This window comes from Demequina sp. NBRC 110056, assembly GCF_002090155.1.
Lineage (GTDB): Bacteria > Actinomycetota > Actinomycetes > Actinomycetales > Demequinaceae > Demequina.
Genome location: NZ_BBRM01000005.1, coordinates 274,091 through 299,374, shown reverse-complemented (window position 1 = coordinate 299,374; position 25,284 = coordinate 274,091). Strand labels below are relative to the sequence as shown.

Sequence of the window (25,284 nt, the reverse complement as noted above, 5' to 3'; positions counted from 1 at the left end):
CTACCGCAGCCCAAGCGCAGCCGCGAGTGCCTCGTTCACCTGCCGCATCGCTGCGGGTGACAGCGCTCCTGCCAGGTCGCGCGGGTCATCGTCGTACACCGCGACGATGTTGTCGCACATCACGTGGCCCGTGATGCACTCACCGTGCGGCACGGTGGCCGCGGACGCGAGGTGAGAGCGGTCCGTGGTCGTCACTGGCGCGGCGAGCGCGCTGTCGAGGCCGCGGTTGCGAGCATTCGCGGAGACGATGACGTAGGGCCGTCTTCCGGCCGCCTCGTCGAGCGTCATGCGATACACCTGGCCGCGCACGTACGCGCCCACGGGCTACAGGCCCACCGCTCCGCGTCGTGAACGGGCGACGCGTTCGTGCTCGCGCTGCTCCTCGGTCGTGGCGAGCTGCGCGTACATCGCGGCCTGCTGATCCTCGGCGATCTGGTCGAGCGCCTTGCGCACCAGCGCCTGCAGCACGCTCGCCTCGGACGCGCTCGAGGCGTCGATCCCCAGTGCGGCAGCCAACTCCGGGGAGGACCGTAGGGCGGAGAGGTCGACGTCGTCCTGGTACGTGAGCGGCAGCGACGCACGCCGCACGGTGCGTCTGTCGGCGATGGCCATGGGGCGCCTCCTGAAATGATCCGAGCCCCAGAATACGCCCATGATGCACAAAGTGCTGCACCCTGTGCTGCATCGAGCCGTGGCAATCCGGCGGTCAAGCCTCGCGAGGAGCGCACGAGTCGAGGCAGACGCGTGAGGCCGCCGCTGCTGCACTCCCCGGGTGCAGCTCAACCGGGCGGAGCGCCGATGCGCGAGCTGGGCTCCCGCGGGCAGGCGTCAGCCCCGCGGCACGAGTCGCTGCAGCTGGGTGACGTGGCCGGGGTTCAGCTCGGCCACCGAAGCCACGCCCAGGAGCTTCATGGTGCGCACGATCTCCTTGGACAGGATCTCGATGGTGCGGTCCACGCCCTCGCGGCCGCCGGCCATGAGGCCATACAGGTAGGCGCGGCCCACGAGGGTGAAGTCGGCTCCCATGGCGAGGGCGGCGACGATGTCCGCGCCGGACATGATGCCGGTGTCGAGGATGATCTGCGCGTCCTCTCCCAGCTCGGCCCGCACCGAGGGCAGGAGGTGGAAGGGGATCGGGGCCCGATCGAGCTGGCGGCCGCCGTGATTGGACAGCACAATGCCGTCGACGCCCACGTCCATCACCGCGCGAGCGTCGGCGACGGTCTGGATGCCCTTGACGAACACCTGCCCGGGCCACTGGTCGCGGATCCAGGCGAGGTCCTCGAAGTCGACCGTGGGGTCGAACAGCGCGTCGAGGAGCTCGCCGATGGTGCCCTGCCACTCGGACAGCGAGGCGAACGTGAGCGGCTCGGTGGTGAGGAAGTTGATCCACCACTCGGGCCGCGGGATGGCGTTGAGCACCGTGGACGGCGTGAGCGCCGGCGGGATGGTGAAGCCGTTGTAGCTGTCGCGCAGGCGCGCGCCGGCGACGGGCACGTCGACCGTCACCAGCAGCGTGTCGAAGCCCGCGGCCGCCGCGCGCGACACGAGCTGCATCGACTTGTCGCGGTCCTTCTGCATGTACAGCTGGAACCAGTTGCGGCCCTCGGGGTTGGCCTCGGCCACGCCCTCTGGCGACGTGGTGCCGACCGTCGACAGGGAGAACGGGATCCCCGCGGCACCGGCGGCGGAGGCTCCGGCGCGCTCGCCCTCGGAGTGCATCATCCGGGCGAAGCCGGTGGGGGCGATGCCGAACGGCAGCGCCGAGCGTCCGCCCGCGATGGACACCGAGGTGTCGACCTGGGACACGTCGCGCAGGATGGCCGGGTGGAACTCGATGTCGAGGAACGCCTGACGGGCACGGGCCAGCGACAGCTCGGCCTCCGCGGCACCGTCGGTGTAGTCGAACGCGCCCTTGGGGGTGCGGCGCTTCGCGATCGCCCTCAGGTCCGCGATGGTGTGCGCCTTCGCGAGGCGACGCGCGCGACCGTCGGGCTCGAAGCCCTTGAACTTCATCAGCGGCGCGAGCTCGCTGGGCCGGGGGAAGTGCCGGTCCTGCTTCACGTCAGACTCCTGGTGACCTAGTGACTAGCGGGGATCGTACGTGCGGGGTGCGAAGGTCTCGCGCACGAGGGAGCGCATCGACTCCAGCGTGCCATCGATCGCCCCGAGCGCACGTCCCTGGACGAGCACGTTGCCCAGCGCCGTCGCCTCGACGGGCCCTGCGACGACCGGCACGCCGGCGCGGTCCGCGGTGCGCTGGCACAGCAGCTCGTTGAGCGCGCCGCCGCCCACCATGTGGATGGTGTCGACCGCCTGGCCCGACAGCGAGGACGCACGGGCGACCGCATCGGCGAACGCCTGGGCGAGGCTCTCGATGATGGAGCGCGCGAACTCTGCGCGCGACGACGGTGCGCGCACGCCCGCTTCCTCGCACCACTGGGCGATGCGCGCCGGCATGTCGCCCGGCGCCATGAACATCGAGTCGTTCGCGTCGAAGATCGGCACGTCGGGGCCCACGGCGTCGGCCTCGGCGAGCAGCCGCTCGAGCTCGACCGGCGACCCGTCGCGCTCCCACGTGCGGATCGACTCGCTCAGCAGCCACAGCCCCATCACGTTGTGCAGGAACCGGGTGCGGCCGTCGACGCCGCCCTCGTTCGTGAAGTTCGCCTCCCGCGCGGCGTCGGTGAGCACGGGACGCTCGGTCTCCACGCCCACCAGGCCCCACGTGCCGCACGAGATGTACGCGCCACCGGACTCGCGCATCGGCGCGGCGACCACGGCCGAGGCCGTGTCGTGGCTGCCCACGGCGACCACCTGGGCGTCGGTCAGCCCCGTGTGCTCGGCGGCGGGGGACAGCAGAGGGCCGATGCGCGTGCCAGCCTCCACGAGCTCCGGCAGGAGGGCGTGGGGAAGGTCGAGCGCGGCGAGCAGGGGCAGGTCCCACGCGCGGGTGGCGACATCGAGCAACCCGGTGGTCGACGCGTTGGTGCGCTCGGCGACCTGGCGGCCCGTGAGCCAGTAGGCGAGCAGGTCCGGCACCAGCAGCATCGCGTCCGCGGCGGCGAGCACGGCGGGATCCTCCGCGCCGAGCTGGTACACCGTGTTGAACGGCAGGAACTGCAGGCCGTTGCGGGCGTAGAGGTCGTGGAAGTCCACGCGGGTGTGGACCCGCTCGACCGCCGCCTCGTTGCGGGCATCGCGGTAGTGGAACGGCTCGCCGAGGGTGCGTCCGCCGCGCAGCAGCGCGTAGTCCACGGCCCACGAGTCGATGCCGATCGAGGCGACGTCCTTCTCCCACGTGCGGGCGTCCCGCAGTCCGTCGAGTGCCGCGCGGTACAGGCCCTGGACGTTCCAGTGCAGGCCGTCCGGCAGGGCCACGGGGCCGTTGGCGAAGCGCGCGACCTGACGGATGCGCAGCTCGCCGGGGCCCACGTGGCCCACCATGACCCGGCCGCTCGTGGCGCCCAGGTCGACGGCGGCGACCGCGGCGGTCATCGCAGGAATGCCGCCGCCACGCCCGCGTCGACCGGGACGTGCAGGCCGGTGGTGTGGGTCATGTCGGGGCCGGTGAGGACCGCGGCGGCGTTGGCGACGTGCTCGGGCAGGACCTCGCGCTTGAGGATGGTGCGCTGCGCGTAGAACTTGCCCAGGTCGTCCTCCGCGATGCCGTACGTCTTGGCGCGGTTCGCGCCCCAGCCGCCGGCGAAGATGCCGGAGCCGCGGACCACGCCGTCGGGGTTGATGCCGTTGACCTTGATGCCGTGCTCGCCGAGCTCGACGGCCAGCAGGCGCACCTGGTGGGCCTGGTCGGCCTTGGTGGCGGAGTAGGCGATGTTGTTGGGTCCGGCGAACACCGAGTTCTTGGAGGCGATGTAGAGGATGTCGCCGCCCATCTCCTGGTCGATCATGGCGCGCGCGGCGCCCTGGCTCACCAGGAACGAGCCCTTGGCCATGACGTCGTGCTGGAGGTCCCAGTCCTTCTCGGTGGTCTCCAGCAGCGGCTTGGACAGCGACAGGCCGGCGTTGTTGACGATGAGGTCCACGCCGCCGAACGCGAGCACGGCCTCGTTCAGGGCCGCCGCGACCGCATTGGCGCTGCTGACATCGATCTGCACGCCCACGGCGACGTCGGTGCTGCCCAGCTCCGCTGCCGCCGCGACGGCCTTCTCCAGGTCGAGGTCGGCGATGACGACGCAGGCGCCCTCGGCGGCCAGGCGGGTGGCGATGGCCTTGCCGATGCCGGAGGCGGCGCCGGTGACGAAGGCGACGCGGGTGGCGTGGGACTTGGGCTTGGGCATCCGCTGGAGCTTGGCCTCCTCGAGGGCCCAGTACTCGATGCGGAACTTCTCGTGGTCCGAGATGGGGGTGTAGGTCGACAGCGCCTCCGCGCCGCGCATCACGTTGATGGCGTTGATGTAGAACTCGGAGGCCACGCGGGCGGTCTGCTTGTTCGCGCCGAACGAGAACATGCCGACGCCGGGCACGAGCACGATGAGGGGGTCCGCGCCACGAATGGCGGGGGAGTCCTCGGTCGCGTGGGCGTCGTAGTAGGCCTGGTAGTCGGCGCGGTACGCCTCGTGCAGCTCCTTCAGGCGCGCCTTGGCGTCCTCGACGGGCGCGTCGGCGGGAAGGTCGAGCACCAAGGGCTTGACCTTGGTGCGCAGGAAGTGGTCGGGGCAGGACGTGCCGAGAGCGGCCAGGCGCGGGTGCTCCGCGGACGCGAGGAAGTCCAGCACCACGTCGGCGTCGGTGAAGTGGCCCACCATCGGCTTGTCGGTCGAGGCGAGCCCGCGGATGGTCGGGGCGAGCGCGGCGGCCTTGGCGCGGCGCGCGTCGGCATCGAGGGCGCCGTAGCCGGCGAGCTCGGCGCCGAAGGGGTCCGCCTTGCCGTGCTCGGCGATGTAGGCCGCGGCGGTGTCGATGATCTGCAGCGAGCGTGCCTCGCACTCCTCGGAGGTGTCGCCCCACGCGGTGATGCCGTGGCCGCCCAGGATGCAGCCGATCGCCTGCGGGTTGGCCTCCTTGATCTCGGCGATGTCGAGACCCAGCTGGAAGCCGGGGCGGCGCCAGGGAACCCACACCACGGCGTCGCCGAAGATCGCCTTGGTCAGCTCCTCGCCGTCCGCGGCGGTCGCGATCGCGATGCCGGCGTCGGGGTGGAGGTGGTCCACGTGCGCGGCGTCGACGAGGCCGTGCATCGCCGTGTCGATCGACGGCGCGGCGCCGCCCTTGCCGTGGAGACAGAAGTCGAAGGCCGCGACCATCTCGTCCTCGCGCTCGACGCCCGGGTAGACGTCGACGAGGGCGCGCATGCGGTCCAGGCGCAGCGCCGCGAGGCCGGCCTCCTTGAGGGTGCCCAGGTCGCCGCCCGAGCCCTTGACCCACACGAGCTCGGTGAGCTCGCCGGTCACCGGGTCGGTCTCGGAGCCCTTCGCGGAGGTGTTGCCGCCGGCGTAGTTGGTGTTCTTAGGGTCCGAGCCCAGGCGGTTCGAGCGCGCGATGAGGTCGGAGACGACGGGGTTCGTCATGACAGGTCCTTTCGGGAGTCGTCGTGCTCGCCGTCGGCGAGCCAGTCGAGGATGGTGGTGAGGGAGCGCTCCGCGTGGGGCTCCTCGGGTCGGTTGAGGTGGCCGTGCGTGGTGCCCGGCTCGTAGGTGCAGGTGGTGTCGATGCCGGCGGCCTCGAGCTCGCGGGCGAAGGCCTCACCCGTGGCGCGCAGATCGTCCGCCTCGGAGTTGACGATGAGCGTGGGCGGCATGCCGGTGAGGTCCTGGCCGCCGGGGAAGGCGAACGGGTGGGTGAGCAGCGCCTCGTCGCCCACGTAGTTGAGGTTCATCGCGGCGACCGCCTCCGGGCGGAAGCGCTGGGCCTCGTCGAGGCCCTGCACGGCCGATGCTGTCGCTGGGTCCAGCTCGGGCAGCGCGGCGTGGGCGACGGGGTAGGCGAGGACGAGGCGGGCCGGCGCGGCGCCCCGTGGGTCCCGCGCCGTCCGCAGCGCCACGCCCGCGGCGAGGTTGCCGCCTGCGGACGCGCCGCCGAGCGCGATCGCATTGGGATCGAAGCCCAGGCGCGCCGCGTTGGCTGCCATCCACGACAGCGCGGCACGGACGTCGTCGTGGGCCGCGGGGAAGCGGTGCTGGGCGTCGTCCGCGAAGACGCGACGGTCGATGTCGCCGCCGGTCACGAGTCGGTAGTCGACGGACAGGACGGTGTGACCCGCCGCCGAGAGGCGGCGCGCGACCCAGTCCGCCTCGGGCATGTCGAGGTCACCCCACACGAACCCACCGCCGTGAACCCACACGATGCCGCGGGAGCCAGCGCGCGCATCGGCGCTGCTCGGGCGGTACAGGCGCGCGGGGACATCGACACGCTGTGCTCCGGCGTCGAGCTCGGTGAGGCCCGAGGCCGGGACCGTGACGTCCTCGACCGTGGTCAGGTCCGTGCTCATGACTGGCTCAGGCGCCCCAGCCTGCCTGGGCGCCGCCCACGCGCTCGGCCACGATCTGCTCCTTGTAGCCGGACGCGGCGTACGCGGCCATGGGGTCGGCGGGCAGCCCCTTGGCCTCGCGGTACTCGGCGAGCGCGGGGCGCACGTCCGTGTAGAACGCGTCCATGAGGATGCCGTGGGCCTTCAGCACGTCGCCCTCGGCCTGCGCGGCGTCGAGCGCGTCGCGGTCGAGCAGCAGCGCGCGTGCCGTCATCTCCTGGACGTTCAGGACGGAGCGGATCTGACCGGGGATCTTGTCCTCGATGTTGTGGCACTGGTCGAGCATGAAGGCGGTGTCGCCGTCCTTGCCGTAGCCGCCGCCGCGGATGACCTCGACGATGATGCGGAACAGCTGGAACGGGTCCGCGGCGCCCACGATGAGGTCGTCGTCGGCGTAGTTGCGCGAGTTGAAGTCGAACGAGCCAAGCTTGCCCAGGCGCAGGAGCTGCATGACGATGAACTCGATGTTGGTGCTGGGGGCGTGGTGGCCGGTGTCGAGACACACGACGGCGCGCTCGCCCAGCGCGGCCACCTGGGCGTAGCTGGTACCCCAGTCGGGGACGTCCATGTGATAGAACGCCGGCTCGAAGATCTTGTACTCGAGGACCAGGCGCTGGTGCTCGCCGATGCGCTCGTAGATCTCCTGAAGCGCCTCGCCCATGCGGTCCTGGCGGCCGCGCATGTCGTCCTGCCCGGCGTAGTTGGTGCCGTCCGCGAGCCAGATCTTCAGGTCGCGCGAGCCCGTCGCGTCCATGATGTCGATGCACTCGAGGTGGTGGTCGATCGCCTTGCGCCGGATCCGGTCGTCGCGGTGCGCGAGCGAGCCCAGCTTGTAGTCCTCGTCCTGGAACGTGTTCGAGTTGATGGTGCCGAGGGCGACGCCGTTGTCCGCGGCGTGCTGAGCGAGCTGGCCGTAGTCGTCGACCTTGTCCCACGGGATGTGGAGCGCGACGGTGGGCGACAGGCCGGTGACCTTGTGCACCTGGGCGGCGTCCGCGATCTTCTCGAAGGGGTCGCGCGGGACGCCCGGCTGACCGAACACCCGGAAGCGGGTGCCGGAGTTGCCGAAGGCCCAGGACGGCAGCTCGATGGCCTGCTCGTCGAGGCGGGGCGCGATGTCGGCGAAGGTCGCCATGGTGCTCTCCTTTGAGTCGGATGCTCTCGGTGTCGGACGGTCTCGGTGGTGCGATCCGGGGCGATGCGGCGGTGCAGCGTCCCGAGTCGCCGTGTGCTTCTCGTTCTGTGCTTCTCGATCGTAAGTGAAACGATTCAAGAACCGGCATTCATGCTACGTCCGTCTCGCTCTCGGCGTCAACTCGGGTGGTGAGCGAGCCCGGCGGCGTCGAGCTGGTCCTCCAGGTGGAACACCTCCGTCAGCTGTGGCGCGCCCTGGTCAGGGCGGCCGTCCAGCGCGACGAAGAAGCGTGCCGACTCGCGCTCCCAGTCCGCGGTCCTGGGGTCTTCCGCGAGCCGCCGCGCCGATGCGGCATCGTCGTCGGTCTCGTAGTAGCCGACGAGCCGGCCGTCGGGCTCGAGGAAGATCGAGTAGTTGCGCCGGCCCGAGTCTCGGATCGCCTCGAGCATCTGGGGCCACACCGCCCGGTGGCGCTCGACGTACTCGTCGATCAGCTCGGGCTTGATCTGCAAGGTGAAGCACACGCGGGGCATCGTCGCCTCCATCCGGCCGTGGTGTGGGGTGCGGCGCGAGCCGGCCGGGGGACGCGCGCCGAGGCTTGACGGTGGGCGCCCGCCTGACGATGCTGGGTTCCATCGCGGGGCAAGCGCTTTCCGCTTGCCAGCCTAGCGCGGCACGGCGCGGTGCGACAGCCCCGGACGGCGCCGCGCCCGGACGGTCCGGCCGTGGGCGGCGGGCGCTGTGGCAAGATCCTGACTGAACGTTTCAAAGGAGAGTGGACATGTCGGTGAGCGTGCGCGAGGTGGCAGCGCTCGCGGGCGTGTCCGTGGGCACCGTCTCGAACGTCCTCAACAGGCCCGACGCGGTGCGGCCGACCACCGTCGAGCGCGTCCAGTCCGCGATCCGCGAGCTCGGTTACGTCCCCAACGCCGCGGCGCGCCAGCTGCGCGCCGGCCAGTCCACGACGATCGCGCTCGTGGTGCTCGACGTCGGGAACCCGTTCTTCACCGACGTCGCCCGGGGTGCCGAGGACCGCGCGGAGAAGGAGGGGCTCACGCTGCTGCTCGCCAACTCCGATGAGTCGGCCGCGCGAGAGACCGCCCACCTGGACCAGTTCGAGCGCCAGCGGGTCGCGGGTGTGCTGGTGTCGCCCGTCGGCGCCGACCTCGACCGGCTCGCCGAGCTCCGCGGCCACGGCATCCCTGTCGTGCTCGTCGACCGCGGTGCCGATCAAGCCGAGTACGCCTCGGTCTCCGTCGACGACGTCGCGGGCGGGTCGCTCGCGGCGTCGCACCTCATCGAGACCGGCAGGCGCAGGCTGGCCTTCGTGGGTGGCCCGCTGCGCATCGGGCAGGTCGCCGACCGTCACGAGGGGGCTACCTCGGCCGTCGCTTCGCATCCCGAGGCCTCGCTCGAGCTCGTCGAGACGGATGAGATGTCGCTCGAGGAGGGCCAGCGCGTCGGCCTGGCCCTGAAGGAGAGGGTTCGGGCGGGCGAGATCGACGGAATCATCGCCGCGAACGACCTTCTCGCCATCGGCGTGGAGCGCGCGCTGCTGTTCGGCGACGACCCGCTGCGCATGCCCGAGCAGGTGGGCCTCGTCGGGTACGACGACATCTCCTTCGCCGCGTCCGCCGTGGTGCCCATCAGCTCGATTCGTCAGCCCCGCGAGCTCATCGGCGCCACCGCGGTCGAGCTGTTGCTCGAGGAGCAGCGCCGGGAGGCCGATGCGCCCGCACGGCAGGTGGTCTTCGCACCGGATCTCGTGGTCAGGGAGTCGAGCGGCGCATGAGGCCTTCCGTGTTCACCACTGCGACCGCCGCGGCCGCGCTGTCAGTCGTCGCTCTCGCCGGATGCGGCGCTCCGGGCCTGCCTGACCGCGACCCGGAAGCCGTGGGCGCCGCCGCCGTCGTCATGCAAGAGGACCCGGTGACCGCCGTGGTGTTCCTGCCCGACGCCGGCTACGAGTACTTCGATCAGACGGCCTTCACGCTCGACGACTCGACTCCGCTCGAGGGGGTCGCGGACCGCCGCGACATCGCCGAAGGCGACCGGCTCGAGGTGTGGACCGGCCCGTGCGCGGAGTCGTTCCCGGTCCAGTGCGACGTCGTGGGCGTGCGGGTGCTTGACTAGCGCCATGTCGCGCGTCTCCGTCACCCTCGTCGGGGGACCCACCGTCCTGATCGAGTATGCCGGTCTGCGTCTGCTGACCGACCCGACGTTCGATCCTCCGGGACCCGTCGGCAACCTCACCAAGCTCGACGGCCCTGCTCTCTCGCGCGAGGACGTGGGACCCGTCGACGTCGTGCTGCTCAGCCACGATGAGCATGAGGACAACCTCGACGTCTCAGGCCGGGCGATGCTCGACGACGTCCGCCACGTGCTCACCACCCCGACAGGCGGGGAGCGTCTCGAGCACGCCCAGGGGATGCGTAGGTGGGATCAGGCGATCATCCCGGGCGGCGACGCGCCTGTCACCATCACCGCCGTGCCCGCGCGCCACGGGCCGTCCGTGATCAAGCAGATCACGGGGCAGGTCACGGGCTTCGTGCTCGAGGCCGAGGGCTGGCCCACGGTGTACATCTCGGGGGACAACTCGTCGGTCAAGAAGGTCACCAGGGTCGCCGAGCGGTTCCCCGACGTTGCTGTGGCGATCGTCTTCGCGGGAGGCGCCAAGGTGGAGCGCCTGGGGGAGATGCTCTTGACGGTCGACGCGGAACGCACCGCACGCATCGGCGCTCTGTGGCCGCAGGCCACGCTCGTGCCGGTGCACATCGACGACTGGGCGCACTTCTCGCAGCCGCGACAGGACCTCCTCGCGTGGTTCGACCAGGCCGGAGCGGCGGACCGGCTCACGATGATCGAGCGCGGACAGCGCCGAGAGCTCGTCTGATCAGGACGTCAGCGCGCTCGCGAGGGTGATCGGGTCGAGCCCGCGGTCCTGTGCGCCGAGCACGTTCGTGAGCAGCACGAACGCGACGTCGTGGTCGGGGTGCATCCACAGCTCCGTGCCGTCCCAGCCCGCGTGGCCGAAGCCGTCCGAGGCGGCCAGTCCGGGCACGGAGCGGCGCAGGTTCCAGGTGAACCCCCACTCGGAGCGCCGAGGCTCGGCCTCCTGGTCGAAGTCCGGGAGCCCGAGGCTGAGGGGCTCGCGCATCACGGCGAGCGCGCCGGGGGACAGGAGCCGTCCGTCGTCCGCGAGCAGCGAGCGCGCGATCGCGAGCATGTCCTCCATCGCCGCGCTGGCACCCGCACCCGGGTGGCGGATGGCGCAGAAGCGCTCCCAGTCGATGCGCGCCTGGTCGCTCATCACGGGCACATGCGACGTGTGGCCGGCGTCCATCGTGAGACCCGCCGCGCCGGCACCGTCGAGCATGGTCTCGAGCTGGTCCTCCCAGGGCCTGCCGCCGGCGTGCTCGACCAGGCGCGCGATGCCGTGGAACGCGAGAGAGCTGTACTGGACGGCCGTGCCGACCTCGAAGGTGCGTCCCGGCACGAGGAGGGCCTCGTCGAGCGGAGTCGCGTCGTCGAGCTCGGGCTCGACGATCCCCGACGAGTGGCTCCCGAGATGGCGCAGGCGCACCACGTCGTCGCGGCCCGCGCCGAAGCCCGGGACCGCGTCCGTCAGAGGAGTGTCGAGGCTGAGCCGGCCCGCATCGATGTGCCGGGCCGCGAGCATGCCGACCAGGGGCTTGGTGATCGAGAAGATGGGGTAGCGGTCCTCGGCCCGGGCGTCGCCGAACGCCTCGACCGCGATGACGCCGTCACGGCTCGCGACGCCCAGGACGGCGCCGGGAAGCAGTCCGCTGTCGACGTGCGCGGCGACCCATCGGGTGGCGGCGTCCAGGTTCGGCATGCGGGCTCCTCGGGTGTCGTGTGGCGGTGGGCGGCGGCCTTGCGGCGGCGCGGGCGGGCGCGTGCGGGTACTTCGTCGCGCTCGCATCGTATCCAGGGCTCGGCCCCTCGGTGTGCGCGCGTCAGACCCCCCGCCTAGCGTGGACGCATGCCGTACGACGTGCCCGACCTGCCCAGATGGATCGCCGATGCCGTGAGCGGCTGGCCCGGCGCGGAGGTCGTGCCGTACCCCGACTGGGGAGCGCAGACGTTCCAGGTGGGCGGCAAGCACTTCGGCCGCTTCGCGCTGCTGCCCGACGGCTCGTCGGGGCTGACGCTCAAGGGCGACCCCGAGGAGAACGCCGCGCTACGCGAGCAGTACGACGCGGTCACTCCCGGGCACTACGCGAACAAGCGGCTCTGGATCTCGATCGCTGTGGATGGCGACTGCCCGCGCGACGTACAACTCGAGTGCCTCGAGACCGCGTATGCGATCGTGCGGGCGTCGCTGCCCAAGCGGGTCCAGGCCGAGTTGGGCTGAACCGGCGGACCCGCGCACTGGCGCTGCCGTCGCCGATAGACTTTCCCGGTGACCCCCGAAGAGCTCTCTGCCCAGATTCGCGCCGCCCTCCTGCAGGGCATCGACGACAGCGACTTCCAGCTGTCGCCGTTCGATGTTCCCGACGAGGTGCGGGTGGAGCGCCCCCGTCAGCGTGAGCACGGAGACTGGGCGACCAACATCGCGATGCAGCTGGCGAAGAAGGCCGGCACGAACCCTCGTGAGTTCGCGGACACCCTCGTCGAGCGTCTCGCGAGCATCGACGGCATCGACTCGGCGGAGGTCGCGGGGCCGGGCTTCATCAACATCCGCGTCGCCGCCTCGGCTGCCGGTGAGCTCGCGCGCGGGATCCTCGAGCTCGGCGCTGACTACGGTCGCGGCGAGTCGCTCACGGGCAAGACCGTCAACGTCGAGTTCGTCTCGGCGAACCCGACCGGCCCCATCCACCTCGGCGGCACTCGGTGGGCCGCGGTCGGTGACTCGCTCGCGCGGCTGCTCGAGTTCCACGGCGCGCGCGTGATCCGTGAGTACTACTTCAACGACCACGGCAGCCAGATCGACAACTTCGCCGCGTCGCTCTACGCCGTCGTCGCGGGCGAGGACGCCCCGGAGAACGGCTACGGCGGCCAGTACATCCAGGACGTCGCCGACGAGGTCATGATCGAGGCGATGGCCGCAGGGGACAAGAACCCCATGGAGCGGCCGCGCGAGGAGGGCCTCGAGTTCTTCCGCGAGCGCGGTGTGAAGCTCATGTTCGGCGAGATCAAGCAGTCGCTCCACGACTTTGGCGTCGACTTCGACGTGTACTTCCACGAGGACTCGCTGCACGAGTCCGGCAAGGTGGGCCGCGCTCTCGACGAGCTCAAGGCGTCCGGTGCTCTCTACGAGTCCGAGGGTGCCTGGTGGCTGCGCAGCACCGATCACGGTGACGAGAAGGACCGCGTGGTCATCAAGTCGGACGGCAACGCCGCGTACATCGCGGGAGACATCGCGTACATCCGCGACAAGTACGAGCGCGGGGCCGACCTGTGCATCTACTTGCTCGGGGCCGACCACCACGGCTACATCGCGCGCCTCAAGGCTGCGGCCGCCGCGCTGGGCCACTCGCCCGAGATCATCGAGGTCATCATCGGCCAGATGGTCAACCTCGTGAAGGACGGCCAGCCGGTGCGCATGTCCAAGCGTGCTGGCACGGTCGTGACGATGGAGGACCTCGTCGACGCGGTGGGCGTGGACGCCGCGCGCTATTCGCTCGCGCGCTCCAGCGCCGATCAGTCCATCGACATCGACCTGGACCTGCTCGCATCGAAGACCAACGCCAACCCCGTCTTCTACGTCCAATACGCGCACGCGCGCTCGACCTCGGTCGCGCGCAACGCCGCCGAGTACGGTATCCGACGCGAGGACGGATTCGACGCCGCGCTGCTCGAGCACGAGTGGGAGTCCAAGCTCCTCGGCGTCCTCGGCGAGTTCCCGCGCGTCGTCACCCAGGCTGTCGAGTTCCGCGAGCAGCACCGCATCGCTCGTTACCTCGAGGAGCTCGCTTCGGTCTACCACGGCTGGTACGACCGCACCCGCGTCACCCCTCAGGGGGAGGAGGAGGTCACCGACCTCCATCGCACCCGCCTGTGGCTAAACGACGCCGCGCGCCAGGTGCTCGCGAACGGCCTCGGCCTGCTCGGCGTCTCGGCACCGGAGCGGATGTAGTCGTGGGAGCGGTCTGGCCCGTCACTCACACGCGCGGCGACGAGGGCGCGATGACGGTGGGCGGCCTCGACGTCCGCGCGCTCGCGGCCGAGTTCGGCACGCCGCTGTTCGTCGTCGACGAGGAGGACCTGCGCTCGCGGGCGCGCGCGTTCGCCACCCACTTCGCGGATGCCTTCGCAGCGCACGGCGCGACGTGTGACGTCTATTACGCGTCCAAGGCGCTGCTCGCGTCCCGCATCGCCGGTTGGATGGAGGAGGACGGCCTCGGCATCGACGTGGCGAGCGGAGGCGAGCTCGAGCTCGCGCTGCGCGGCGGGATGCCGGCCCATCGGATCACCTTGCACGGCAACAACAAGTCCGACGCCGAGCTCACCCGCGCCCTCGAGGTGGGCGTCGGGCACATCGTTGTCGACTCGACGACGGAGATCGAGGTCCTCTCGACGCTCGCCGTCTCGCTCGGCCGCGTGGCTCCCGTGCTGGTGCGGGTCACGACTGGCGTGCACGCAGGCGGCCATGAGTACATCGCGACCAGTCACGAGGACCAGAAGTTCGGTCTGTCGCTAGCGTCCGGCGCCGCGCTCGACGCGCTGCGCGCCGTCCACGCGGCCCCCGGGCTCGAGCTCCGCGGCATCCACACGCACATCGGGAGCCAGATCCTGTCGATCGACGCCTTCCGGGAGTCAGCGGAGCGCATGCTCGGCCTGCGCGCGGCGTTCGCCGCGGAGACGGGCGTCGAGGTCCCTGAGGTGGATCTCGGCGGCGGGTACGCCATCGCCTACACGGCCGACGCCGAGGCGCTCGATCCGGCGGTCGCCGCCCAGGAGATCGCCGATGCGGTCGCGGCGGCCCTCGCGACTGCAGGCGGGTCGTGGCCCGCGCTCTCGATCGAGCCGGGCCGCTCGATCGCCGGTCCCGCCGGCATCACGCTGTACACGGTGGGAGTGGTGAAGCACGTGTCGCTCGAGGATGGCGGGGAGCGGCAGTACGTCGCCGTCGACGGCGGCATGAGCGACAACCCCCGCACCATCATGTACGGCGCGGAGTACTCGGCCGAGCTCGCGGGTCGCCAGTCCCAGGCGGCCCCGGCGCTGTCGCGCGTGGTCGGCAAGCACTGCGAGTCCGGCGACATCGTCGTGCGTGACGTCGAGCTGCCGGCGGACACCGCGCGCGGCGACCTGCTCGCCGTCGCGGCGACGGGCGCCTACGGACGCTCGATGGCCTCGAACTACAACGCGGTGCTGCGCCCGCCGGTGGTCGCCGTCCGCGACGGTGCCGCGCAGGTGCTGATCCGGCGCGAGACTCTCGACGACCTCCTCAGCTGGGACGTCGCTCCCAGCTGAGCGCGCATCGGCCCTCAGCGGCGTGTCGCGGGCAGCTCCAGGTCCGGCAGGAGCTCGCCGAGGAGCCCCCGCACGCGCGCGTCGATGTCGTCGACGATGGCCTCGACCCCCGCCGCCGAGGCGACCGCCGGGTCGCCCACCTGCCAGTCCTCGTACCGCGTGCCGGGGTAGATGGGGCAGACGTCGCCACAGCCCATGGTGATGACGACGTCCGATGCGCGCACCGCGTCGTCCGTGAGCGGCTTGGGGAAGGCCGCATCGGCCGCTCCGATCGCGTCGAGGTGCGGACGGACGGCGGCGTGCACCGAAGCCGCCGGCATCGATCCGGCGGAGCGGACGGTGACGAGATCTCCCGCGTACCGGTGCAGCAGCGCAGCGGCGAGCTGCGACCGGCCGGCGTTCTGCACGCAGACGAACAGCACTTGGGGTGCGTGCTCGACGTCGGGAGAGGCGACCTTGCGCAGGTCGGCCAGGCGCTGGCGTGCGAAGTGGCGGGTGAGCGGCACGAGGTGCTGCTTGATCGCGGCGCGCCGCGACAGGGCGGCGTGCGACTCGCGCACCACCCGCTCCACGGTGCCCCGGTCGAGCTCGGGGAAGCGCCCGATGAGGTCCTTCTCGACCTTGGCGAGGGCGCGGTCCACGTTCTCGAGCTCGGGCACGCCCCGGGCATCGTCCTCGGTCGCGGCACCGCGGTGCGAGACCGCGGGGACGAGGGTCTCCATGAGCGCGCGGACTGTCGGCACGAAGTCCTCGGCGACGCGGTAGTAGACCCACGTGCCGCGACGGGCCGACGTCACGACGCCGGCGTCCTTGAGCGTCTTGAGGTGGTGGGACACGGTGGGGCCGGAGACGTCGGCGAGCTCGCTGAGGTCGCACACGCACGCCTCGCCGCCAGGGGCTGACGCTGTCAGCGCCAGCATACGCAGCCGCAGGGGATCGGCGACAGCCTTGAGGACGGCGGCCGCGGAGTCGGCCAGGGCGGGGTCGATGGTGTGGGCCTCGATGCTCGAGATGCAGGTCTCGCGGTCGGGGTGCGTGGTGGACATCGAGGGCTCCTTCGTGCGGCTTGTTTCGATCTTCATCTATTTTGACGAATCTCGAATCAAAGCGCAAGCCCCCAGCGCATCGGCCGATCGGGCCAACTGCGGAACAACCGCCGTCACCTCTCGGTTGCCCCAAGTGACGGCAAAGAGCCGTCCCAGACATGGATCCGAGACGAAGGGAGAGGGCCATGCCGAACCCCGACGACCAGACCCAGCAGGAGATCCGCGAGGGCACCGAGACCCTGCAGGCGATCGCCGACGACGTCGAGGCCGAGCGCGAGCAGGCCGGGCGGAAGATGAGCGTCCCTGACGACGACACCCCCGAGGACGACGGCGAGACCCGCGAGGACCACGAGGACGACCCGGCGGGAGAGGTGCCACCAGGCTCGTTCATCGCCACGGAGGCGACCGGTGGGGCCGCCCGGCCCTGATGGCTCGGACCACGCGGCCCTCAGACCTGTGAAGTATCTGAGAGAGGTGCGGACGTTGACGTAGGCATGCGGACGACGACCCCGTCGACCGCTCGGCTCGCCGAGAGGCGTTCCCGGTGGACGGAAGGAGACCGTCATGGCATTCGATCACGAAGGCACCGAGGCCCTGCAGCACCTCGCGGACGAGGTGGAGCAGGAGCGCAAGACGAAGGGCCACACCCCCTTCGATGACATCCCCGAGTCCGAGGGTGAGCACAGCACCCGCGAGGACGCGCAGGGGAGGGAGGCCTCGTCGGATGACGAGGTGACCCCGGCCGAGACCATCGGCTACACGGGGCAGCCTCGCACTCCCGGCTTGTAGGCCAGCGCAACGGCGGTCCGGGTCACCCCCTCAGCACCCGGGCCGCCGTTGTCGTGTCCGCACGAAAGTCCTTCGGAGGGACGATGCGCGCGCTGGCTTGGGAGCGCACACTGGGCCGAGGACGACACAGGGTCGACAGGCGGCGACGACGCCGCCGGAGCAGTGGGAGTTGCTGACCATGACCGACGACGACAAGCCCGACCTGGCCGAGATCGCCGAGGACTTCCAGCTCCCGGCGATCGCATCCGAGGACGACGAGGCCGACGAGCCGCGCAGCGCCGTCGACCGCGTGTCCCGTCTTCCCATGAGCCACACGTTCCCGCCCGCGATGGACGGGAACGGACCCGGCTTCTAGCGGGCCGCAGTTCTTAGCGAGGCGCCAGGTCCGCCCACGCGGTGAGCACCGCGATGTCCTCGACGATCTCGTCCATCACGCGGTCGTAGGTCGCCTGGTCGCGAGCCCAGGGGTCGTCGAGGCTGCGCACTGGCGCGGGGTCCTCCAGCCGTGCTGCGTGCAGCGCGGCGGCCGCCGCCGCGAGGCGAGCGGACGGCGTGTCCCCGGCGGGCGCATCGGCCCTCTGGGCGAGCTCGGCCGCCTCCTTGATGCCGAAGGCGTGCGGCGCGACGCCGCCCCACTCGCGCTCGATCCAGCGCGCGTGCTGCTGCGTGGCGACGAGCACGAGGTCGGCGCGCGACAGGATGGCGCGGTCGAGCTGCGTCGGCCGGTGGCGCGGGAAAGTGAGCCCGTGACGCGCGGCGGTCTGACGCATCTCGCGCGTGGCGTCCAAGCCGATCTCGGCGTAGATGCCAGCGCTCGTGACCTCCGCGGCGTCGCCCCACTCGCGCTGTGCGAGGTAGTGCATGGCGGGGGAGCGGCAGATGTTGCCGGTGCAGACCATGGTGACGCGGGCGGGACGGGTGTTCTCGCTGTGCTCGCTCATGGCTCGCGAGCCTACGTCAGGAGGGCTGCGCCTCGGGGTCGTCTCCTGCGCCCACGGACGGGCGGTCGCCCGGGTGGCCGTAGAAGGTGCCCTCGTACTGCTTGAGCGTCGCGATGATCACGAAGCTCAGCGTCACCAGCAGCGCCCACGACCCCAGCTTGCCCACGTGGACGGCCCGCCACAGGTCCGCCTGGTCGGGGTACTGCCACGCGCCGAGGAACGTGCCCACGTTCTCCGCTGCCCAGAGGAAGAACCCGATGAGCACGAACGCGACGGCGAGCGGCATACGCAGGCGGCGCTCGGCGACGGAGTAGTGGACGAACGTGCCCCACATCGCTGCGACGAAGGCCGCGGCGATCGCCCACCGGAGGTCCCAGATCCAGTGGTGGGTGAAGAAGTTGAGGTAGGCCGCGACGGCGAGGATCGCCATGGGCACGGTGCGGTACCGGGTGATGCGCAGGTCGAAGCGCCGCCACGCCTGGCACAGGTACGAGCCCACCGCCGCGTACATGAAACCCGAGTACAGCGGGACGCCGGCGACCATCGTGATCCCATCGTCGGGGTACGTCCACGAGCCCTGCGCGACCTTGAAGATCTCGAGCGTCAGGCCCAGGAGGTGGAACGCGGCGATGACGCCCACCTCGCGGGCCGTCTCGTACCCGGTCCACCACAGGACGGCGGTGATGGTCAGGCCCGCGATCAGCAGCAGGTCGTAGCGGCCGATGGGGGTGTCGACGACGTCGGTGACGGCCATCGCCACGAACAGCGCGATCGCGAACGCGAGGCACTTCAGCTGGGTGATGCCGAAGATCCACAGCAGCCGCGCGCCGCCGCCGATGCGAGCACCGAGGCCGGTGGTCGTGGGGGCGGTCATGGGGCCATCCTCACCCATCGCGGCGGCTCTGGTGGGGACGTCCGGGCCTGCGTGGCCCTCCGATAGAGTTGGGGCCGTGTCTGACCCCACCGACTCCGTGAAGATCGCCGTGCTCGGCTGCGGGACCGTCGGCACCCAGGTGGTGCGGCTGCTCCTCGAGCAGGCCGACGACCTCGCCGCCCGTGTGGGCGCGCCCGTCACGCTCGCCGGCGTGTACGTGCGCGACACCACGGTGCCGCGCGACGCCGTGGTGCCCGTGGAGGCCCTCACCTCGGATGCCGAGGCGCTGGTCGACAGCGCCGATGTGGTCGTCGAGCTCATGGGAGGCGTCGAGCCGGCGCGCTCGCTGATCCTGCGAGCGCTGGCGCAGGGCGCCGCCGTCGTCACCGCCAACAAGGCGCTGCTCGCGACCCACGGGGCCGAGCTCTACGAGGCGGCCGATGCCGCCGGCGCGGACCTCTACTACGAGGCCGCCGTCGCCGGCGCGATCCCGCTGGTGCGGCCGGTGCGCGAGTCGCTCGCGGGCGACCGGGTGACCCGCATCCTCGGCATCGTCAACGGCACGACCAACTACGTGCTCGACGAGATGACCACCAAGGGCCTGTCCTACGAGGACGTCGTCGCCGAGGCTCAGCGCCTCGGGTACGCCGAGGCGGACCCGACCGCGGACGTGGGCGGTCACGACGCTGCCGCGAAGGCCGCGATCCTGGCCTCGCTCGCGTTCCACCAGCGGGTCTCGCTGGACGACGTGTACTGCGAGGGCATCACGGCGATCACGCCGGATGACATCGCCGCGGCCAAGGAGACGGGACGGGTCATCAAGCTGCTCGCCGTCGCCGAGCAGGCCGATGCGGGTGTCACCGTGCGCGTGCACCCCACCTTGATCTCTGCCGACCACCCCCTCGCGGGCGTGCGGGGCGCGTTCAACGCCGTCTTCGTCGAGGCCGAGGCCGCCGGCGAGCTCATGTTCTACGGCCAGGGCGCCGGCGGCGCCCCCACCGCATCGGCCGTCCTGGGCGACGTGGTCTCCGTGGCCCGGCACAAGGCCAACGGTGGCAAGGGCCCGCTCGAGTCCAACTATGCGCGCCACGAGGTGCTGCCGATGGACGCCGCCATGACGCGCTACGCGGTGCGCATGTCCGTCCCCGACCGCCCCGGTGTCCTCGCCGCGGTGGCGTCGATCTTCGCGACGCACGAGGTGGGCATCGAGTCCGTCCGCCAGATGGCCGGACGCGGACACGCGGGCCTGATCCTGTCGACCCATCGCGCGACCGAGGCGGCGCTGCGCGCCACCGTGCAGGAGCTGCGCGAGACCGATGCTGTCAACGATGTGTGGTCCGTGCTGCGGATCGAGGGAGAGGCGTAAGGCGTGGCGCACGTGTGGCGCGGGATCATCCGCGAGTACCTGGACCGGATGCCGTTCTCGGAGGAGGACCGCATCATCTCGCTGGGCGAGGGCGGCACGCCGCTCGTGCATGCGCCCGGCATCTCGCGCGAGGTGGGCGCGAACGTCTACGTCAAGGTCGAGGGCATGAACCCGACGGGGTCCTTCAAGGACCGTGGCATGACGTCCGCGATCACGCAGGTGGTCAAGGACGGCGACCACACGGTCGTGTGCGCGTCGACCGGCAACACCTCCGCCTCGGCGGCGGCCTACGCCGCCCACGCCGGGCTGCAGTGCGTCGTCATGATCCCGCAGGGCAAGATCGCCGCCGGCAAGATGGCGCAGGCGATCGTCCACGGCGCCCGCCTGGTCCAGGTGGACGGCAACTTCGACGAGTGCCTCGACATCGTCCGCTCGCTGTCCGAGGACTACCCGGTCGCTCTCGTGAACTCGGTCAACCCGTACCGCCTGCAGGGCCAGAAGACGGCTGCCTTCGAGATCGTCGACCAGCTGGGCGACGCGCCCGACATCCACATGCTTCCCGTGGGCAACGCCGGCAACATCTCCGCGTACTGGATGGGCTTCCAGGAGGCTCTCGCCGCCGGTGATGCCACGCGCGCGCCCAGGATCTGGGGCGTCCAGGCCGCCGGCGCCGCGCCGTTCGTCGCGGGGCACCCCATCAAGGACCCCGAGACCGTCGCCACCGCCATCCGCATCGGCAAGCCCGCGTCGTGGGACCTCGCCGTCGCCGCGCGCGACGAGTCCGGCGGCTGGATCCGCGCCGTGTCCGACGTGCAGATCCTCAGCGCCCAGGCGCGCCTCGCGGCGGACGTCGGGGTGTTCGTGGAGCCGGCCTCCGCTGCGCCCATCGCGGGCCTGCTCGCAGCCGCCGCGCTCGGCGAGGTTCCTGAGGGCGCGACCATCACGTGCACCGTCACCGGCAACGGACTCAAGGACACCGCGACCGCGCTGTCCGGCCACGAGGTCGAGCCCACCGTGATCCCCGTCGACGTCGCCGCGGCGGCGAAGGTGCTGGGGCTGTAGCCATGCGACTTGCGGCCGACGCCGTCCGCGTCTCGGTCCCGGCGACCGCCGGCAACCTCGGCCCCGGCTTCGACGCGCTCGGCATGGCGTTGGGCGTCTCGGACGAGATCGAGGTGCGCGCCGTCGCGACGTCGTCCGTGACGATGGAGATCGAGGGCGAGGGTGCCGACACCCTGCCGCGCGACGAGACCCACCTCGTCGTCCGCGCGCTGCGCGAGGCGCTCGACCACGTGGGCGCCTCCCAGGTGGGACTGGCGATCCGCGCCGTGAACCGCATCCCGCACGGCCGCGGACTGGGGTCGTCGGCCGCGGCCGTGGTCGCGGGCATCTCTGCCGCGCGGGGACTGATCGCCGAGCCCGAGGCGCTGTCCGCCGAGGTGGCGCTGGACATCGCCACCCGGTTCGAGGGCCACCCCGACAACGCCGCCCCCGCGATCTACGGCGGCGCGACCGCCGCGTGGACGGACGGCTCCGGGGCTCACGCCGTGCCGCTGCAGGTGGCCGCCGAGATCGAGACGGCCGTGCTCATCCCGCGCTCGGTGCTGCCCACCCAGCAGGCGAGGTCCGTCCTGCCGGCGCTGGTGCCGCACAAGGACGCCGCCTTCAACGCTGGGCGCGCCGCGCTCCTGGTGAACGCCCTCGCGGGCCGTCCCGAGGACCTGTTCGCCGCGACCGAGGACCGGCTCCACCAGGGGTATCGAGCCGAGGTGATGGTGGCCGCGCCCGCGATGATCGCGCACTTGCGCGCGCAAGGGCTCGGCGCCGTCGTGTCCGGAGCCGGCCCGTCGGTGCTCGTGCTGGGGACCGACCTTGCGTCGCACGGACTGGGAACTGGGGCGGTGCACTGGGCCGAGGGGATCGGAGGCGAGTCGTGGCGCTGCGTCCACACCGTCGAACGCGTCCCCGGCGCCACCTCCACGCGCGTCTGAGCCCGCGTACCGCCCTGCCCTCGAGCGCCTCGCGAACCCCTCCCGCTGGGTTCGTGTAGATGGCGCCCAGTTCTCACGCTGCGTTGCTCGCTGCGTGTAACGCAGGGTTCGAGCGCGTGGCGAGCACGCGCCGCACGACGTCCCGACACCATCGACGGCGTTCGGTGATGTCGCGATAGGAGAACCTCACGGTGGCTATCCCGTGGGCGAGAAGGATCGCGTCGCGTGCGATATCGCGCTCTCGCTGACGCGGGTCCGCATGCGTCCTTCCGTCGAGCTCGACCGCGGTGCGGGTCGTGGGATGGTACATGTCGAGCCGGAACCGCTGCCCGTCGAGCCTCAGGCAGTGCTGCCGGATGAACGCATCGAAGCCGGTTCCGGTGAAGACGTCCCTGAGCCCGAGCGTTTCAAGGTGGGACTCGGACCCGGCCCGGACCGCCGCCACCAGTCGCAGGTAGCTCCTGCGGTGCCGCATGCGCGCCAAGGTCTGGGCCGGAGCCAGGAGTTCGTCGGGCGCGACGAGTCGGGTCTGCACGGCTCGGTAGACCGGCGCGTCACGCGCATCGGCCGCAAGGTCTCCGTACGCCGTCGCGATGGCCCACGGTGCGTCGACCGTGCGGACATCGTCGATGAACACCGAGCGAGGCACGCGCTCGATCCGCCGCAGCCGCAGCCACGGCGGGCACACGCGTTGGGTACCCCAAGGAACGGCGACGCAGACCGACTCGGCAGGCTCGCCCAATCCCCACTTCGCGACGGCGCTCGCGCCGATGAGCGCAGCCTCAGGATGCGCCCACGCGACGGCTGCGTGCGCGCGGACTGCGAACGAATCGATGTGCTCCGCCGCGCAATAGAAGCCGGGCAGCACGGTCGCGACGTCGCCGGCGCGGACTGCGGCCCTGAGGGCGCCACGTGACCACCGGCGGTAGATCTCGTCCACGCGAAACGACCGCGCGTCGCGCCTCATGGTGGGGACGATCCCGGTGGGGTCCATGTGCCCGTTTCTATGCCGTGGGAGCGGGTGCTGGCCAGAGGCGACGACGATCTGTGGAGAGCCGTGGAACCCTCTGGGACACACAGCAGACGCAGGCAGGTCACAAGTGGGCGACGTCTACACGAACTCGCTGGTGGAGGGCCGATGCGCCCGTATCATGGCGGTACCACCGCACCGATGCGAAGGGTTGCCCGTGTCTCGACAGTGCCTGATCGTGCGTGGCGGCTGGCCGGGTCATGACCCGGTGGGCGCCACGGAGCTCTTCATCCCGTCCTTGAGGCGCCAGGGCTTCGTCGTCGACGTCGAGGAGACCCCCGAGGTCTACTCGGACGAGTCCACCATGGCGCGGTACGACCTCATCGTGCAGTGCATCACGATGGGATCCGCGACCGTCGACGAGGTCGACGGGCTCAGGCGCGCGGTCGCCTCGGGCATCGGCTTCGCCGGCTGGCACGGCGGCATCATCGACTCCTTCCGCAACGCCACGGACTACCTGCAGATGGTCGGCGTCCAGTTCGCGGCGCACCCCCACGCGCCCCAGGACCGGGGACATCTCGACGTCGAGCCCTACCGCGACTACACCGTGCACGTTCGCCAGCCCGAGCACCCCATCATGGATGGCATCTCCGACTTCGACATCCGCACGGAGCAGTACTGGGTGCTCGCCGACGGACTCAACGAGGTGCTCGCCGACTGCGAGCTCGTCCCCGGCGACGGCGACGAGTGGGCCAAGCCGGTGACCATGCCGGTGGCGTGGACGCGCCAGTGGGGCGCCGGACGAATCTTCGCGACGTCGCTCGGGCACACGGTGGACGTCCTGCAGCGCCCCGACGTCTCTCGGCTCATCAAGCGGGGGATGGACTGGGCGGCGCGATGACGGGCGTGCCCACCTGATGGCAGTCCGTCCTGCCACCGCGGCCGATGCGCACGCCATCGAGCGCATCTGCCTCCTCACCGGCGACAACGGCACCGACGCGACAGGGCTGTTCTGCGACGATGCGGTCCTCGCCGACGTGTACGCGTTGCCCTACCTGACCGGACCGGGCGGCTTCTGCCTGGTCTGGGACGAGGGCGCGGGTGCGGTGGGCTACGTGCTGGGCACGGACGACACGCCTGCCTTCCAGCGGTGGTTCACCGGGCAGTGGTGGCCGTCGCGGCCCGGGAGGGAGCAGACCACCGAGGGCGACCGGTGGCTGCTGCCCTCGGCGGCGGATCCTGACCGCATGATCAACGCCGCCGTCGACGCCTACCCGGCGCACCTGCACATCGACCTCCTGCCGGAGGCCCAGGGCCGCGGCGCGGGCCGGGCGCTCATCGAGGCTGCATGCGCGCTGCTCGCGGAGCGCGGCAGTCCGGGCGTCCACCTTGAGGCGTCCCAGGCGAACGCCGGCGCGCAGGCGTTCTACCCGCGCGTGGGCTTCGAGGCGCTCGCCACCGAGGGTGGATCTGTGACGTTCGCGCGGCGCCTCGCACCCTGATCGACACGGTGGAGGCTGAGAGCCGCGGAAAGTGGGCGACGTCTACACGAACCCCTTGGGGGCGAGTGGGGGTGGCTGCAGGCGGGGCGGTGCGACCTCGCCCCTCCATTTGCGGAGTGAGTGCTCACTCACTTAGGGTGGCGCTGTGACCGTCAAGTCCTCCCGCGCCCGTCCGATGACACCGGACGAGCGCCGCGCGTCGATCGTCGACGCCGTCATCCCGTTGATCCTCGCGCACGGCGCCGAGGTCACGACGCGCCAGATCGCGGACGCCGCGGGCATCGCCGAGGGCACCGTGTACCGCGCGTTCGCGGACAAGACCGAGCTCATCGACGCGGCCATCGAGCGGGTCATGGACTCGACCGAGGTGCTCGACGCGCTCGCCGGGATCGACCGCTCCTTGGCGCTGGAGGAGCTGCTCGACCAGATCGTCGTGATCCTCCACGCGCGCGTCAGCGCCGTGGTCGCGTTCATGGGGGCGCTCGGCCCGCGCGACCACGCCCGACACAAGCCTGACCACGGACGCGGTCACGCGCCGCTCGGCGAGGCGACCGACCTCGTCGAGGCATTGCTCGAGCCCCACCGGGGCGCGCTGCGCATCCCGGTCTCCACGGCAGTGGACTACATCCGCGTCCTCATCTTCGGCACCGCGATGCCGTTCCTGCGCTCGGCCACCCCGACCGACGCGCATCAGCTGTCCGACTTCATCCTGCGCGGCATCGCCGCAGAAGGGGAGTGAT

Annotated in this window: 28 protein-coding genes; 15 read left to right on the top strand and 13 right to left on the bottom strand. The window is 71.3% G+C overall.

Annotated features, from left to right (window positions below; genetic code table 11):
• The 8 genes from B7K25_RS09510 to B7K25_RS09475 form a co-directional block, all read right to left on the bottom strand.
• Positions 1-297, bottom strand: coding sequence for a type II toxin-antitoxin system PemK/MazF family toxin (locus B7K25_RS09510; protein ID WP_255376143.1), 297 nt, complete (start codon positions 295-297; stop codon positions 1-3).
• Between the two features lie 27 nt (positions 298-324).
• Positions 325-612: a hypothetical protein gene (locus B7K25_RS09505; RefSeq protein ID WP_084105753.1), complete on the bottom strand. Its 288-nt coding sequence runs from the start codon at positions 610-612 to the stop codon at positions 325-327.
• Between the two features lie 216 nt (positions 613-828).
• Positions 829-2,016, bottom strand: a complete 1,188-nt coding sequence (locus tag B7K25_RS09500) for an alpha-hydroxy acid oxidase (RefSeq protein WP_084105900.1) — start codon at positions 2,014-2,016, stop codon at positions 829-831.
• A 72-nt stretch (positions 2,017-2,088) separates the two neighbouring features.
• A complete protein-coding gene (locus B7K25_RS09495; RefSeq protein WP_084105751.1) occupies positions 2,089-3,498 on the bottom strand; it encodes a rhamnulokinase family protein in 1,410 nt (469 codons plus the stop codon).
• On the bottom strand, positions 3,495-5,531 hold the full coding sequence (locus tag B7K25_RS09490) for a bifunctional rhamnulose-1-phosphate aldolase/short-chain dehydrogenase (RefSeq protein WP_084105749.1): 2,037 nt from the start codon (positions 5,529-5,531) through the stop codon (positions 3,495-3,497). Before B7K25_RS09490 ends, B7K25_RS09495 begins: the two co-directional genes overlap by 4 nt.
• Positions 5,528-6,451: an alpha/beta hydrolase gene (locus B7K25_RS09485; RefSeq protein WP_084105748.1), complete on the bottom strand. Its 924-nt coding sequence runs from the start codon at positions 6,449-6,451 to the stop codon at positions 5,528-5,530. Before B7K25_RS09485 ends, B7K25_RS09490 begins: the two co-directional genes overlap by 4 nt.
• 7 nt (positions 6,452-6,458) lie before the next feature.
• Positions 6,459-7,625 (bottom strand): L-rhamnose isomerase, encoded by a 1,167-nt coding sequence (rhaI, locus tag B7K25_RS09480; protein ID WP_084105746.1) that lies wholly within the window; start codon positions 7,623-7,625, stop codon positions 6,459-6,461.
• A gap of 176 nt (positions 7,626-7,801) precedes the next feature.
• Positions 7,802-8,158 carry an L-rhamnose mutarotase gene (locus tag B7K25_RS09475; protein WP_084105744.1) on the bottom strand — a complete coding sequence of 119 codons (357 nt, stop codon included), beginning with the start codon at positions 8,156-8,158 and terminating at the stop codon, positions 7,802-7,804.
• 248 nt (positions 8,159-8,406) lie between these two features.
• Here B7K25_RS09475 and B7K25_RS09470 point away from each other — a divergent pair, with 248 nt between their 5' ends.
• Genes B7K25_RS09470 through B7K25_RS09460 form a run of 3 tightly spaced genes read left to right on the top strand, consistent with a single transcriptional unit; the run spans position 8,407 to position 10,518 of the window.
• Complete coding sequence (locus B7K25_RS09470) at positions 8,407-9,417, top strand: LacI family DNA-binding transcriptional regulator (RefSeq protein ID WP_084105742.1); 1,011 nt, start codon at positions 8,407-8,409, stop codon at positions 9,415-9,417.
• A gap of 8 nt (positions 9,418-9,425) precedes the next feature.
• On the top strand, positions 9,426-9,758 hold the full coding sequence (locus B7K25_RS09465; RefSeq protein WP_084105740.1) for a hypothetical protein: 333 nt from the start codon (positions 9,426-9,428) through the stop codon (positions 9,756-9,758).
• A gap of 4 nt (positions 9,759-9,762) precedes the next feature.
• The gene (locus B7K25_RS09460) at positions 9,763-10,518 is read left to right on the top strand and encodes an MBL fold metallo-hydrolase (RefSeq protein ID WP_200807912.1); all 756 of its coding nucleotides are present in this window, start codon (positions 9,763-9,765) and stop codon (positions 10,516-10,518) included.
• Here B7K25_RS09460 and B7K25_RS09455 read toward each other — a convergent pair whose 3' ends face one another.
• Positions 10,519-11,481: a serine hydrolase gene (locus B7K25_RS09455; RefSeq protein ID WP_144018946.1), complete on the bottom strand. Its 963-nt coding sequence runs from the start codon at positions 11,479-11,481 to the stop codon at positions 10,519-10,521.
• Between the two features lie 147 nt (positions 11,482-11,628).
• On the opposite strand from B7K25_RS09455, the gene B7K25_RS09450 reads away from it, so the two are divergent.
• Genes B7K25_RS09450 through lysA form a run of 3 tightly spaced genes read left to right on the top strand, consistent with a single transcriptional unit; the run spans position 11,629 to position 15,065 of the window.
• Positions 11,629-12,000: an MmcQ/YjbR family DNA-binding protein gene (locus B7K25_RS09450; RefSeq protein WP_084105736.1), complete on the top strand. Its 372-nt coding sequence runs from the start codon at positions 11,629-11,631 to the stop codon at positions 11,998-12,000.
• A 48-nt stretch (positions 12,001-12,048) separates the two neighbouring features.
• The gene (gene argS, locus B7K25_RS09445; RefSeq protein ID WP_084105734.1) at positions 12,049-13,725 is read left to right on the top strand and encodes an arginine--tRNA ligase; all 1,677 of its coding nucleotides are present in this window, start codon (positions 12,049-12,051) and stop codon (positions 13,723-13,725) included.
• 2 nt (positions 13,726-13,727) lie between these two features.
• Positions 13,728-15,065: a diaminopimelate decarboxylase gene (gene lysA / locus B7K25_RS09440; protein WP_234988160.1), complete on the top strand. Its 1,338-nt coding sequence runs from the start codon at positions 13,728-13,730 to the stop codon at positions 15,063-15,065.
• 14 nt (positions 15,066-15,079) lie between these two features.
• Here the strand turns inward: lysA and B7K25_RS09435 are convergent, their stop codons facing one another.
• The gene (locus B7K25_RS09435) at positions 15,080-16,111 is read right to left on the bottom strand and encodes a metalloregulator ArsR/SmtB family transcription factor (protein ID WP_084105730.1); all 1,032 of its coding nucleotides are present in this window, start codon (positions 16,109-16,111) and stop codon (positions 15,080-15,082) included.
• Positions 16,112-16,296: 185 nt separating this feature from the next.
• Between B7K25_RS09435 and B7K25_RS09430 the strand changes: the two genes are divergently transcribed.
• From B7K25_RS09430 to B7K25_RS13755, 3 genes are all read left to right on the top strand, one after another.
• Positions 16,297-16,539 (top strand): hypothetical protein, encoded by a 243-nt coding sequence (locus B7K25_RS09430; RefSeq protein ID WP_084105728.1) that lies wholly within the window; start codon positions 16,297-16,299, stop codon positions 16,537-16,539.
• Between the two features lie 136 nt (positions 16,540-16,675).
• Positions 16,676-16,900, top strand: a complete 225-nt coding sequence (locus tag B7K25_RS09425) for a hypothetical protein (protein ID WP_084105726.1) — start codon at positions 16,676-16,678, stop codon at positions 16,898-16,900.
• 178 nt (positions 16,901-17,078) lie between these two features.
• Entirely contained in the window at positions 17,079-17,255 is a 177-nt protein-coding gene (locus B7K25_RS13755; protein WP_159450174.1) for a hypothetical protein, read from the top strand.
• 13 nt (positions 17,256-17,268) lie between these two features.
• On the opposite strand, the gene B7K25_RS09420 is transcribed toward B7K25_RS13755, so the two are convergent.
• On the bottom strand, positions 17,269-17,841 hold the full coding sequence (locus tag B7K25_RS09420; protein WP_084105724.1) for a hypothetical protein: 573 nt from the start codon (positions 17,839-17,841) through the stop codon (positions 17,269-17,271).
• 16 nt (positions 17,842-17,857) lie between these two features.
• Positions 17,858-18,715 (bottom strand): DUF817 domain-containing protein, encoded by an 858-nt coding sequence (locus B7K25_RS09415; protein WP_144018944.1) that lies wholly within the window; start codon positions 18,713-18,715, stop codon positions 17,858-17,860.
• Between the two features lie 76 nt (positions 18,716-18,791).
• Between B7K25_RS09415 and B7K25_RS09410 the strand changes: the two genes are divergently transcribed.
• From B7K25_RS09410 to thrB, 3 genes are read left to right on the top strand one after another with little or no spacing between them, the layout of a single operon-like run.
• Positions 18,792-20,081 carry a homoserine dehydrogenase gene (locus tag B7K25_RS09410; protein ID WP_234988159.1) on the top strand — a complete coding sequence of 430 codons (1,290 nt, stop codon included), beginning with the start codon at positions 18,792-18,794 and terminating at the stop codon, positions 20,079-20,081.
• A gap of 3 nt (positions 20,082-20,084) precedes the next feature.
• Complete coding sequence (gene thrC, locus B7K25_RS09405; RefSeq protein WP_084105722.1) at positions 20,085-21,143, top strand: threonine synthase; 1,059 nt, start codon at positions 20,085-20,087, stop codon at positions 21,141-21,143.
• Between the two features lie 2 nt (positions 21,144-21,145).
• Entirely contained in the window at positions 21,146-22,072 is a 927-nt protein-coding gene (gene thrB / locus B7K25_RS09400; RefSeq protein WP_084105720.1) for a homoserine kinase, read from the top strand.
• Between the two features lie 73 nt (positions 22,073-22,145).
• Here thrB and B7K25_RS09395 read toward each other — a convergent pair whose 3' ends face one another.
• Positions 22,146-22,940, bottom strand: coding sequence for an endonuclease domain-containing protein (locus B7K25_RS09395; protein ID WP_159450173.1), 795 nt, complete (start codon positions 22,938-22,940; stop codon positions 22,146-22,148).
• Between the two features lie 319 nt (positions 22,941-23,259).
• On the opposite strand from B7K25_RS09395, the gene B7K25_RS09390 reads away from it, so the two are divergent.
• The 3 genes from B7K25_RS09390 (at position 23,260) to B7K25_RS09380 (ending at position 25,283) form a co-directional block, all read left to right on the top strand.
• Positions 23,260-23,943, top strand: coding sequence for a ThuA domain-containing protein (locus tag B7K25_RS09390; RefSeq protein ID WP_234988158.1), 684 nt, complete (start codon positions 23,260-23,262; stop codon positions 23,941-23,943).
• A gap of 16 nt (positions 23,944-23,959) precedes the next feature.
• Positions 23,960-24,544: a GNAT family N-acetyltransferase gene (locus B7K25_RS09385; RefSeq protein ID WP_084105716.1), complete on the top strand. Its 585-nt coding sequence runs from the start codon at positions 23,960-23,962 to the stop codon at positions 24,542-24,544.
• A 145-nt stretch (positions 24,545-24,689) separates the two neighbouring features.
• On the top strand, positions 24,690-25,283 hold the full coding sequence (locus B7K25_RS09380) for a TetR/AcrR family transcriptional regulator (RefSeq protein WP_084105714.1): 594 nt from the start codon (positions 24,690-24,692) through the stop codon (positions 25,281-25,283).
• Position 25,284: the final 1 nt, after the last annotated feature.